Here is a 12,671-nt window from a genome sequence, read left to right on the forward strand (position 1 = left end):
TTATGCCTGGACAAAACTATCCGGCGGAGCAGCTACCATCACCTCTCCTTCTTCTGCTTCAACCACTGTAACAGGTCTTACCCAGGGCAGTTATACTTTCCGCCTCACCGTAACAGATAATGGCGGTGCTACTGCTACAGATGATGTGGTGGTAACCGTAAACGCTTCTGTGCCTTCCGGATCTTCCATGCATATTGAAGCAGAGAACTGGAGCGCCATGAGTGGAGTGCTTACCGAAAACACAGCGGACGTTGGCGGAACACTGGATGTGGGTTGGATAGACAATGGCGACTGGATGGATTATGCCATCAATCCTTCCACTTCAGGAACTTATACCTTAAAACTTAGAATTGCTACTCCATATAACACAGCAAGCCTCCAGGTGAAAAACGGGGCTACTGTACTTGCCTCTGTCAACCTTCCTTCAACAGGTGGATACCAAACCTGGCAAACAGTTAGTGTAAACATAAACCTGACTGCAGGACCACAAACACTAAGATTACTTTCCACCTCAGCCCAGGGTTTTAATATTAATTGGCTGGAGATTGCAAGTGCTAGTGTTGTAGCAGGAAGAATTGCCGCTGCCCCTGTCAGGGAGCAGATGGAAACTACCATTTCAACTGCTGCTATTTATCCAAACCCTGTCAGGGATCGTTTTACCATGACATTGCAAAACTCTTTTGCAGGAGCAATGAAAATACAAGTAGTAAATATGGCAGGAGTTTTGCAAAAACAATTCTCTGTAACCAAGGCAAATAATATCATGAGAACTGATCTTTCAATCGGTGATCTGCCAAAAGGGGAATATGTTATAATGATTGATATGAATGGAAAAAAAGAAACCAGGAAGATCATTAAACTTTAATATATAACATCTATTGAATAGAAGATTTACTGCTTTAGCTGTACCCAAAAAATAATCAGGTAAAGCAGTAAACTTCATTTGCTTTTGAAGATTAAATATGTACTTTCGGAAGCAACGCGCTTTTTAAATTTTACCCTACCATGAAAACTTTTGAAAACTATAAAACACCTAGTATGAAACGCTACCTGTCTATCGCCCTATTAACACTTTTTTTGACCGCATGTACCAAGAACAACAAGGAAGTCCCTATCGATCCAAACAATGCTTACACTATCAAATTTGATGTAAAAGACCAGGTGGTTAAAACCACGGTTGTTAATGACACACTGCATCTTGATTTCAACCAGATTGTGAACTTTTTAGTTGATCCAACTGAATACCAGCGTTCCTGGGCATTGCACTTAACACAGGATTTTTCACATTCTTACCTGAATGGGCTTCATTTTACTGCATTGGCAAATGCGGCAGGAGTAGCTACTGATTGGGTTCCTATTAACCTGAATGATGTGCATCCCAGCCAGAAAACCACTTCAGATACTACAGTGGACGGTAAGAAATATGTAAAGGTCACCATCAGCAGGCTATTTAAATTCGTTAGTGTACTGAGTAATAACCAGGCTGCATTAGATAAGCAAAATGCCCTTGTACAGGATCAGAGCCAAACAGTTGCATACGCTTCGTTCTATTCTTACAATAGTGTGTACTCTCTTGCCAATAATAATGTTTCCAAGATTGTTTATACAAAATAATATCTGATACATACAATAAAAAAAGCTCCTCTAAACAGGAGCTTTTTTTATTTCATAACAGGGTAAAAAGATGTTTAGCCTTTAACGTAAACAAGCCACTACATAATTTTAATCACCCTTGCAGGGCAAGCCGTTATAACTTCCATGGTCAATTCAATTTCAGTTTCCGGAACCCCAAGAATGAACAACTTTTTATTGACGGAAGCATTGAGTAAAACAGCTTTACCATCCTTTTTACTCATCCTCCACAAATGCGGTTGCAACTCAAAGCATATCCCGCAGCCAATGCATTTATTTCTATAATGAACGATCTTAAACAATGGAGTTATCTATGATTTTATAAAGTTTATCCTTAACCGTAATTTTTTCTTTTATGGGAAAGGTGATCTTATCACCCTTACCTGCCTCCCTGGCCACTACCCCATTCACCACCAACGTTTCCATCTTATTCCTGGAAATTCCATAAGATGGACTGGTTACCATAATTGTATCCCCCTCCTTTATTGTTCCTGCTTCCACAAGGAACTCCCCCACACCAATTTTGGGATAGTATTTAGTGCCCTTACCTATATAGACTTTTTTTTCGGTCGCAACAGATCCAGGGCCTTTTGTCCACTCGCCTAATTTCCTTCCCAGGTAATACCCCTCCCAGAATCCGCGGTTATATACCTTTTCTAATTCATGTTTCCAGGCCTCCACCTTTTTATCTGAATAACTGCCATCAGCTATGGCATCCAGGGCCTCCCTGTAACACCTGGTGGTTGTAAAAACATATTCTGGCCCTTTAGTACGACCCTCAATTTTTATTACATCGACCCCGCTGTTAACTACCTGGTCAAGAATATCAATTGTACAAAGGTCCTTGGCGGAAAAAATATATTCATTGTCGACTAGTAGTTCCTGGTTGGTCTCTGCATCAATGACCTTATAAGATCGCCTGCAATTTTGAAGGCATGCTCCCCTGTTGGCTGAAGCATTATGTTGGTGAAGGCTTAAATAACATTTCCCAGATACCGCCATACACAATGCTCCATGCACAAATACTTCAATACGCAGTGGTTCACCAGAAACCCCATTTATTTTTCGCCGCCTTATCTCTTTGGTTATTTGTTCCACCTGTTTCAGTGTAAGCTCCCTGGCTAAAACGATTACATCTGAAAAAGCAGCAAAAAATGCGACAGCCTCCACATTACATACATTGGCCTGGGTAGATACATGTAAGGGAACACCCAACTCATTGCACATTCGTATCACTGCAAAATCAGAAGCTATAACAGCATGTATCCCATGCTTTTTAACTTCTTTCAATACTGATTGTAGCAATTGCATATCATGCTCATACATCACCGTATTTAGCGTGAGGTAAGCCTTTACATTTTTTTTCCTGGCTATGGAAGCTATTTCCTTTATATCTGTTACAGTAAAGGCATTTATTGAACGCGCACGCATATTCAATTGTTCCACTCCGAAATAGAATGCATCAGCACCGGAATTCACTGCCGCATGTAAAGAATCGAATGATCCCACTGGTGCCAATAACTCAATCTTATTGTTTCTCATTTATAGGTAACATTATTATATACGGTCATCAGCCCCTCTCTTTAGAAGCAGAGGGACCTTACCGTAATATTCATAGGGGAATAGGATTTAATTCTGTCTCTTCATAGGAAGGATCTATAGCTTGCTTCAACCGAATAAGTAGAGCTTTTGCCTGTAAAGTGCTAAAATCTTCATGGGTTTTTTTGTTTACTCCCATTAAAGAAAGATCAAAGTATATATCAGGTTTTACATTATGATTTTCAAGGCAGTGTTTGGAACAGGCCAATGGACAGCCATCTATTACCACTATCTTCCTTCCCGATAATGCGGTCTTGACCAACTTTTTTACATTGCCTCCTACACCGGCAATACATGACATCTCGGCAACTCCCTGGCGGTCAAGTTGTACAGCCAAATAATTCGCCATTTGCGCTGAGCTTGAACAACCGGAACATGAATACACAAGTGGTTTTTGATCTACCATATTTTTCATACACTTAATTTTTTCGCTATTGATTCAATATTCTAATACCACACAGGTCAATAGATAGCTTCACTTACCGGTTCATTTCCTGCAATAAGTCTTTCCAGGCCGGGAATATTTCTTTTCACTTTACTGCTTCCTTTTATGATCAACCATAGTAAAGGAAAAACACCACCCATTGTAAATAAGGCTCCTCCTATAATTCTTAGCCAGGTAAACGTTTGAAATCCTGTACTCTCAATGAAATTGCTGCTACGGGCATACCAGAAACCTTTCTCTGTTACAGTCTGGAACTGCCATATACCAACGGGAAATAAGTCAAGGAAAACCATCAGTATCAAACCTACATTGATGGACCAGAAGATCAAACGCACCGTTTTAGGTTTCCACCACCAACTTTTGCATAATAACTGGCAACAGAATAAAACGGATGCAAGTGCCAGGTTACCATAAACTCCCATTAAGGCTGCATGCCCATGGTTCACTGTCAAATAGGTACCATGCTCATAATAATTGGCAATGGGCAGGTTTATGATAAAACCGAGTACACCTGCACCAAAGAAGTTCCAGAAGTTTACACCTATTAAAAACAGGAACACTTCTTTAAATCCAAAAAGCTGGTTACCTGCTGTTGCACCTGATTTTTTTTCCAATAGCCCTGGCATCTTACTAAATCGCCATGCTTCCAGGGTCAACAATACAAGAGGTATTACCTGTAAGGTTGAAAAAACAGAACCCAGCGCCATTGTGCCCACAGGCTTTGCATTCCAGTAAAAATTATGAGATATGCCCAGCAATCCGGATCCAAGGAATAACAATGTAGCCAGGTATATCACCCTAATGGTTGCCTGGCGGCTCACCAATCCCATTAACACCATGAAGTATCCTATAAGCACAGTAGTGAAAACTTCAAAGAAGGCCTCAGCCCACATATGTATTACGCACCAACGCCAGAAATCTGCTACGACAAAATTGGTTTTAGGGGTAGCTATAAACCCGGATATAAGCAATAGGAGAATACTGGCTGTCGTATAAACCATCCAGTTGGGTAAAGCCCATGGCTGGTTCCATTTCATTACCGGCCTGATGCCCCTATATAATGTTACAACCCATAGCACAAGAGCAGCAGCCAGTAAAACCTGCCAAAGCTTCCCCAGTTCCACATACTCCCAACCCTGGTGACCCAACCAATACCAGTTAGCCAATAACCCATGTGGTCCTAAAAATATGCCTGCCATTGATCCTGCAACTGTTGCAACAAGAAGCCAAAAAACAGAGTTGACCAACAACAATTGCCTTTTGGGCTGCACAGAGGAAATTAATGGCATCACAAAAAGTGATGCGCCTACCCAGCACGCAGAGATCCACAAAAGCGATAATTGAACATGCCAGCTACGGGTGATCGTAACTGGTAGTACCTGTGAAATATCCCATCCAAAGAACCTTACAAATCCAACAAAATCATGCACCGTTAATATCCCCGATAAAACCTGTACGGCAAAAAGAATTATTGCCGTAAAGAAATATTTGTAGGTAGCTCTTTGAATGTCGTTGGGCCTGAATCTCTGCACAGCTTTTTTCGTCATAAAGCTGGATGATTTGTTGACAAAAGCATTATCATCCAGCTTGTCCATTCGACCATGGTAAAAAAGAACCAACCCAAGGCCTATGATCAACCCCAGGGATCCAATAATACTCCATAAAATAATAGCTGCACTGGGTGTGTTGCCAGCCTGCGGATCGAAAGGCCAGTTGTGCGTGTAACTGTAGGTCTTGCCCGGTCGTTCCACTCCGCAAACCCATGCGCCCCAAAAAACAAAAGCCGTAAAGGACCTTATTTCAGCAGCATTTGAAAGATATCCCGAAGGTCTGAAAGCCCCCGGAGATGAAGGATCAGTAAATTTTGCAGTATAATATTTTACCAGTTCATCAGCAGCGAATGCCTGGGCATCAGACAGTGACACGTTATTTGTTGATGCTTTATACCTGTTACTCTTGATCTCTTTTTTTACCTGTTGCTCCATCCCCTGTCTTAACAAATCATCACTATTGTTTCCCTTTAGTGCTGAAGCATAGTACTGATTCATGTATAGTGAAACCTGGTGCAGGCCTTCGGCGGTAAAATCCGGGCCCCTGTTTGCCCCATCTCCAAACATACTTCCATACTCCATCAGGGCATACTTTTGAAACACTGCCTGCCCTTGTAAAATATCATCCTTTGAAAAGATCGTTGCTCCCTTGCCTGTAGTATAATTGGGGATAGGTGGTGCCTCGGTGTATGTGTGTATACCGATCATGGTCACACCCGCTGCACTTATGGTGAAGATCACCAATAAAGGCAGCCACCAGTTCTTTGGGTTCAGTAAATAACTGATGAAGTTTTTTTGTCTCATAACAGCAGAATTGTCACTCAATATACTAATTAAAGATATTTTTATCCTTAATTAAGGTAGCCAGTTTTACAAAGCCCTCATCTTTTCCTGGATAATATCATTGGAATACATTACAGCCAGCCATTGCTTTTGTACCAGGAAATAGTTTCTTCTATTCCTTCCTTCAAAGAATACGCAGGCTTGTCACCTAAATGCCCCCACACTTCCCTGCTTTCACAAAGCCAGTTGGCACTGCTGATCTCATTCAGCTTTTCGCGGTTAATAAAAGGAAGTTTCCTGAATAACAACTGGTGCATACTGTCAATGGCAGAAATGGTCATTTGAACAGGTCGCAGGGGCAATTTGATCTTTACAGTTTTTCTTCTCAGGCACAATTTTGCCTCTAAACCTAATTGTTCCTTATTGTAATCAATACCATCAGACACTATATACGAACACCGCACTGATCCCGAGTTAAGCAAGGCTATGACTGCTTTGGCAAGGTCCTTTACATAGATCAGGGAGATCATTTGAGCATGCCTGCCCACATAGGGCTCAATACCATTATTTACCAGTTTGATAAACTGGAAAAAATCCTTGTCACGGGGCCCATATACTGCTGTTGGATGAACAATGATATAAGGAAGAAGATCAAGTGATTTAATATAGCTGGCAGCTTTCATTTTGCTCCGGCCGTATTCAGAGATAGGCTTTTGATCATCAGATAGCCTGATGGGTTGCATTTTATGCGCATCACCCGGCCCATAGGCTGCCAATGAATTGATCAGGATAAATTTATGGGGCTCTATAGAGGCACCTATGAGTGCATCAACCAGGTTCCTGGTGTACTCATAATTCACAGTATGGAAATCTTCGCGTTTATGCGCCTGTGTTATACCCGCATTGTGAATGACATAATCGAAATTTCCGTATTGGTTTTTAAATGCCTGCAGCTGGCACTCTAACCGTTCGGCAGAGGAAAGATCCATTTCGAGGAAGCGCACACCCGGATGCTGCAGGTATTGCTTGTTGCTGGAAGGCCTGATACCTGCACACACTTCATAACCATTGGCAATAGCTTCATCTACCAGGAAGCTACCAATAAAGCCACTCGCACCGGTTATCAGTATCCGTTTCTTCATCTACTCATTAAATTAAAAACTAAAGCTGTTTGATATAACACCTTCTTCTCTTATGCAATGTAGCATCAAAATGCTCCCATAATGACTGTACCTTTTTGTTATCCTCCAGTTCATGGTTGGTTTCAGCAAACTCAATTCCATTGCGGATGTATGATTTCAATGTCTCGCACATCAGCAAGGAGTTAACCCCCTTACCCTGCAGGTCTTTACGAATGGCCACCATTAACAGGTCTGCAGTATTATTTTTTTTCATCGCCTTCAACAGGTGAATAAAACCAAATGGAAATAACCTTCCCCTGCTCCTTTGCAGGGCCTTGGATAATGAAGGCATGGTAATGCCAAATGCAGCAAGCTTATCATCCTTATCCAGGATCAGGGACACAAAATCTGCTTTGATAAAGGAGAAATACTGCTTGGTATAATAATCTACCTGGCGTTGTGTCAGGGGCACCACTCCATACAGGTCAGAGTAAGCTGTATTAATAAGGTCAAAAATAGCTGGAGCATAGGGTAATAATTCCTTTGCCTTCTTAAAGCGCACTACTTTTAATTGTAAACGTCTTTCCACAATAGATGCGATCTTCTCCAGCTTTTCATCCATGCGCTGAGGCACCTTTACCCTGTACTCCACCCAGTCAGTATGCTTGTTGTAGCCCAGCTTTTCCATCAACACAGGATAGTAGGGATAATTATACAGCGCGGCAAGAGTACCTACCTGGTCAAAGCCTTCTATCAATGTGCCTTCATGATCAAGATCTGTAAACCCAAGCGGGCCATGAACAGCCTTCATTCCAAGTTCTCTTCCCCATTCTTCAACTTTTTCCATCAGCGCCTTTACAATAGCTTCATCTTCTTCAAAATCGATCCATCCAAAACGTATATGCCTGTCCTTCCATTTTTCTATATAGGCTTTATTGATAATGCCGGCAATTCTGCCCACTACCTTGTTGCCCTTATAGGCCAGCCAATACCTTGCATCACAGTAGTCAAAGGACGGGTTCTTATCTTTTCTTAATGTAGCTTCCTCATCAAAGCGTAAAGGTGGTATATAATAGGGATGATCTTTATATAGCCTGTAGGGAAGGTCTATGAATGCTGCAAGACCTTTTTTATCATTGACTTCTTTTATAACGATACTCATACCTTCTCTTCATTTTTAAGATCAGTGGCGCTCCGCAAATACCTGCAGCTCACTTGCTATCTTTTCTATCTTGCCAATGGCTTCATCCAGCTGGTAACGGGTATGTGTAGCCATAATGGACATGCGGATCAGGGATGAGTCGCTGGGTACTGCAGGGGATACTACCGGGTTAACAAATATGCCTTCTTCAAACAGGCGTTGTGTAAATTGGAAAGTGACCTGGTTGTCGCGGATATAAATGGGAATAATGGGCGTTTCTGAAGTATTGGTATCAAAACCAATATCCCTGATAGCTTTTGAAATATAATGGGTGTTATCCCATAAAGCTTCCATTCTTTCCGGCTCCTCCTGGATGATCTCCAGTGCCGCCAGTGCTGCAGCTGCAGCAGATGGAGGGATACTTGCACTGAAGATCATAGGACGGGAGTGGTGTTTCAAATAATTTATTACCTCTTTTGTAGAGGCTACAAAGCCACCGATGGAAGCCAGTGATTTACTGAATGTACTCATGATGATATCCACCTGTTCTGTCAAATCAAAATGATCAGCAGTGCCCCTTCCCTGTTCTCCTATCACACCTAAGGCATGCGCATCATCCACCATTACCAATGCACCATACTTTTCAGCCAGCCTTGTGATCTCGGGAAGATTACAGATATCACCCTCCATGCTGAACACACCGTCAATTACGATCATCTTCACTTTATCATGAGGAAATGTTTTCAAAATACCTTCCAGGTCGTTCATATCATTATGCGCAAACTTCAGCACTCTTGAAAATGACAACCGGCTGCCTTCAATGATCGAGGCATGGTCCAGTTCATCCAGAATTATCACTCCATGCCTTCCTACCATGGAAGCCACTGTGCCAAGATTGGTTTGAAAACCCGTACTATAAACCAGTGCTGCTTCTTTTCCTGTAAACGCCGCCAGCTTTTCTTCCAGTTCTATATGCAGTTGGGAAGTGCCATTCAAAAACCTGGATCCCGAACAACTACTACCAAACCTGTCAATCGCCTTCTTTGCAGCTTCTTTCACTTTGGGATGATTGGTCAATCCCATGTAACTGTTGGAACCAAACATTAACAACTTCCTGCCATGTATGATGACCTCCGTATCATGGTTCTCTTCAATGGGACGGAAATAAGGATATATGCCTGCCCTTTTTAGTTCTTCCGGAGCGGTAAACTGCTCAAACTTTTCCAATAAAGCTTGTTGTATCATAGATCATTTTAAAAATAATAGCCTGCGTTATTTACCTGGTTTGGATAGGGTGGTGAAAACAGAATGGTGGCAGGCCAATGGTTTACAATTGCGCTACTATTGGAACAAAAGTAATAAATAAAGACAATTTTATCTTTATTTCTTTATCAAATTCCGCGACGGCCTGTAACTTATAACCAATAGTAAAGCAATGTGAAAAGGATAATGAGGTCTTTAATATGCACCTTACCTGATTGTGAATTGTTTATATCTGCAAGAATATTATTGTAAAAACATGAAGGTTGCCTTATTTTGCCTGTAGATCAAAGTTGATCTGGTAAACCATAGACAGATGTTTTCAAAAACCGCCGAATACGCTCTTCGTGCCACCATTTATATAGCCCAGAAAAGTAGCGAAGAAAATAAGCTTGGCATTGACGAAATTGCCAAATCGATAGATGCACCTAGGTCCTTCACTGCCAAAATATTACAACTGCTTACAAAGGACAATGAGGTGATTAGCTCCGTACGTGGTCCTAATGGAGGATTTTATATTACAGATAAGGCAAAAGGTTTATCCATACGAACCATACTTGAAACCATTCAAGAAGATGACATCTTTACCAAATGCGTACTTGGACTCAAAGCCTGCTCCGAAGCCCAACCCTGTCCTATGCATTTTCAATACAAACCAATCAAGCAGCAGTTGATACGATTATTTGAAACCAAGACTATCCGCGACCTGGCGCAGGAATTAAAAACCGGGGAGCGGTTCCTGGCCAATTTCCGTGTTCGAAAAAAGACAAAGGCAATAAAGTGATGCCAACTGTAATTTTCAGTTCATTTTTGAAAAGCCTGGAGCGCCACTGTTGGCCGCCCGCTGTTGTCGAATGCACCAAGCGTGTATCCTTGCCAGTTACCATACGCTTCAGGTTCCCAATACAATACACCCAATCCTTTGTTTCCCGGAAGAGACCGGGTCTTTGCCATAATGTCTTCAAGAAAAGATTTGCAGGACGCTGCCTGATCCCAGCTCATGCCCACTTCCACTACCATAACTTCTTTTTGATATCTCGACACCATATCTTCCATGTTGGCAAGGCACTGTGTGGTCAGCATTGACCAGTTGGATGACTGTGGGTACAAAGACATGCCAATAACATCCCAGCCAGCTCCGTTGTCTTTAAGTCCATCAAACAACCAGCGGTAAAGTGTATTATTAAATCCATCAGAAAGATGCACTATAACCTTGCAGGCAGGAAATACAGATTTTACCGCTTTGTATCCCGAAGCAATGAATTTGGCGAATGTCTTCATATTGGTTGAGGCCCTGCCTTCAGGCCAAAGCATACCATCATTTGTTTCATTACCCACCTGCACCCATTCAGGTTCTATGCCCTGTCCTTTTAACGCATTCAAAACATCAGTGGTATGAGATTCAATAGCAAGCTGCAAATCAGCAACTGATTTCGAGGCCCAGGCAGCAGGCTTGCCTTGCTTGCCGGGATCAGCCCAGGTGTCGCTGTAATGAAAATCGATCATGATGCGCATGCCCTGGCTTTTGGCTCTTAAAGCCTTTGCCACCACATCAGCCTTGTTATTCCACCCATTTGCAGGATCTACCCACACCCTTAACCTTACAGTGTTCATCCCTAGTTCTGTAAGCAACGCAATGCCATCTTTTACATTGCCATTAGTATCATAAAACTTTTTACCAGCAGCCTCCATCTCTGTCAGCCAGCTTATGTCTGCACCCTTTGCAAACAGGAATGGTGTAGCCGGCGGGGTAGGAACCGGATCAGGGATAACCGCTTTTTTATTGCAGGCTAATAAGGAACACAAATAAAGAGCTATAATACTTGTAAGAATTTTCAATCTTCCAGTTTCCAAAACCTGCATTAGCCTAATTTTTTATAGATCAATAAAAATAACTCCTCAACGCAAGATTTCCGGTGATTTCCATCAGTCATACATTGAATGTAAGCTATAGTTGCATTTGAAAATTTTCCATCCAATGTTCTCCCGGCATTCTCCCAATTAACAACCTATCGACTCCCTACCTGGAGTATAGCTGCGCCCTATCAAATCCCTACCTAGGGTATAGATACTGCGTGATCATCACGCAGTATCTATACCCTAGGTATACTGCAGCCAGGGCGCTGGTATACTGGAGATAGGGAGAAGGAGGGGAATATCGAACAGATGAACAAGGAATATCGAATGATGAAGTGAGGTTAGGTTGGAGAGGCTTCATTGCGTTCCTCGCTTGGGTTGAAGGAGGAATAATGCTCAATGAGCAATGCTCAATGTTCAATTTTCAAGAAAGGGAAAAAGGAGTAAGGATCAATTGGTTAGAGAGGAAAACGGACAAAACCGGTCAATACGGCCAAAAGCGGACAATAACGGTCAAATCGGCCAAAAACGGCCAAAACGGACAGGGTGGTTTTGAACTGAGAGGGATTTTCAAAAACTTGCAGCTATAAAACCAATATCATATGGCAAAGCAAGTAGGCTACATCAAGGCAACAGGTACAGTGGATGATAACGTGAACTTTTATAAGGATGTGGAATGGGGTTACCTGGTACGGCTGCTGCCAGGAGTGGATTCAAAGCGCTTCTGGAGTGATCCTGCCTTTGAAGGAAGTAGGAGAAGCGCAGAAAGGTTTGGTACAGGCAATATCATGTCTTCCATCATCTACCGCTTTGTACCGGTTAAAAGAAGGTACAGGCAGTTGTTTAAACAGGTAAGGACCATAGCCATTGTTTGTTTAAAGCAGGGAATGAATAAAGGGGATGTATTTACTGCCCTGTACCATTTCCTGGAAGAGCAACAGCGTATCTCCCTTACCCAAGATCAGTTTACCCTTTTGCTCTCTTCCTTTGAAGTGGAACTGGATCAAAGGCTGAAGGAACCAAAGCCCGAAAAGCCAAAGAAGCTAAAGAATAAGCTGGATATTAAAGTTCAGGCACCACTCAATGATGAAGACAAGGAGTTCATGGAGCTATACATGAATGACTATGACTGGAAGGTGAGGTTTGAAGGAGACTTTCCTCCGGGATATATGATTCCATTGTTTTTGCTTAAGCATGCTGCTTAAGCGTTTCTGGTTTCTGGTTTTTTGTTTCTGGTTCGTTAGGCTGGGCAGAACTGTTATATGCAGTTAATCTTAAGAATA

At 42.1% G+C, this 12,671-nt stretch carries 12 protein-coding genes; 4 read left to right on the top strand and 8 right to left on the bottom strand.

What is annotated here, in order from left to right; translation table 11 throughout:
* Both BP74_RS05450 and BP74_RS05455 read left to right on the top strand, forming a co-directional pair.
* On the top strand, nt 1-865 hold an 865-nt coding region (locus tag BP74_RS05450), incomplete at its 5' end, for a carbohydrate-binding protein (protein ID WP_496371859.1).
* A 173-nt stretch (nt 866-1,038) separates the two neighbouring features.
* The gene (locus BP74_RS05455) at nt 1,039-1,614 is read left to right on the top strand and encodes a hypothetical protein (RefSeq protein WP_496371861.1); all 576 of its coding nucleotides are present in this window, start codon (nt 1,039-1,041) and stop codon (nt 1,612-1,614) included.
* 98 nt (nt 1,615-1,712) lie between these two features.
* Here BP74_RS05455 and BP74_RS05460 read toward each other — a convergent pair whose 3' ends face one another.
* The 7 genes from BP74_RS05460 to spt form a co-directional block, all read right to left on the bottom strand.
* Nucleotides 1,713-1,934, bottom strand: a complete 222-nt coding sequence (locus BP74_RS05460) for a ferredoxin (protein WP_496371863.1) — start codon at nt 1,932-1,934, stop codon at nt 1,713-1,715.
* Entirely contained in the window at nt 1,927-3,174 is a 1,248-nt protein-coding gene (locus BP74_RS05465; protein ID WP_496371865.1) for a peptidase U32 family protein, read from the bottom strand. Before BP74_RS05465 ends, BP74_RS05460 begins: the two co-directional genes overlap by 8 nt.
* 70 nt (nt 3,175-3,244) lie before the next feature.
* Nucleotides 3,245-3,646: a putative zinc-binding protein gene (locus BP74_RS05470; RefSeq protein ID WP_496371867.1), complete on the bottom strand. Its 402-nt coding sequence runs from the start codon at nt 3,644-3,646 to the stop codon at nt 3,245-3,247.
* Nucleotides 3,647-3,693: 47 nt separating this feature from the next.
* On the bottom strand, nt 3,694-6,030 hold the full coding sequence (locus tag BP74_RS05475; RefSeq protein ID WP_496371869.1) for a nitric-oxide reductase large subunit: 2,337 nt from the start codon (nt 6,028-6,030) through the stop codon (nt 3,694-3,696).
* 110 nt (nt 6,031-6,140) lie between these two features.
* Nucleotides 6,141-7,151, bottom strand: a complete 1,011-nt coding sequence (locus tag BP74_RS05480) for an NAD-dependent epimerase/dehydratase family protein (protein WP_496371871.1) — start codon at nt 7,149-7,151, stop codon at nt 6,141-6,143.
* Between the two features lie 19 nt (nt 7,152-7,170).
* Entirely contained in the window at nt 7,171-8,292 is a 1,122-nt protein-coding gene (locus BP74_RS05485) for a hypothetical protein (protein WP_496371873.1), read from the bottom strand.
* 21 nt (nt 8,293-8,313) lie between these two features.
* Nucleotides 8,314-9,516, bottom strand: a complete 1,203-nt coding sequence (spt, locus tag BP74_RS05490) for a serine palmitoyltransferase (protein WP_496371875.1) — start codon at nt 9,514-9,516, stop codon at nt 8,314-8,316.
* A 331-nt stretch (nt 9,517-9,847) separates the two neighbouring features.
* On the opposite strand from spt, the gene BP74_RS05495 reads away from it, so the two are divergent.
* Nucleotides 9,848-10,315, top strand: coding sequence for an RrF2 family transcriptional regulator (locus BP74_RS05495; protein ID WP_496371877.1), 468 nt, complete (start codon nt 9,848-9,850; stop codon nt 10,313-10,315).
* Nucleotides 10,316-10,335: 20 nt separating this feature from the next.
* Here the strand turns inward: BP74_RS05495 and BP74_RS05500 are convergent, their stop codons facing one another.
* Nucleotides 10,336-11,394, bottom strand: coding sequence for a glycoside hydrolase family 53 protein (locus BP74_RS05500; RefSeq protein ID WP_496371879.1), 1,059 nt, complete (start codon nt 11,392-11,394; stop codon nt 10,336-10,338).
* 596 nt (nt 11,395-11,990) lie between these two features.
* Between BP74_RS05500 and BP74_RS05505 the strand changes: the two genes are divergently transcribed.
* Nucleotides 11,991-12,593 (top strand): hypothetical protein, encoded by a 603-nt coding sequence (locus BP74_RS05505; protein ID WP_496371881.1) that lies wholly within the window; start codon nt 11,991-11,993, stop codon nt 12,591-12,593.
* The last annotated feature ends 78 nt before the right edge of the window (nt 12,594-12,671 follow it).

The sequence above is a fragment of the Flavisolibacter ginsengiterrae DSM 18136 genome (assembly GCF_059568575.1).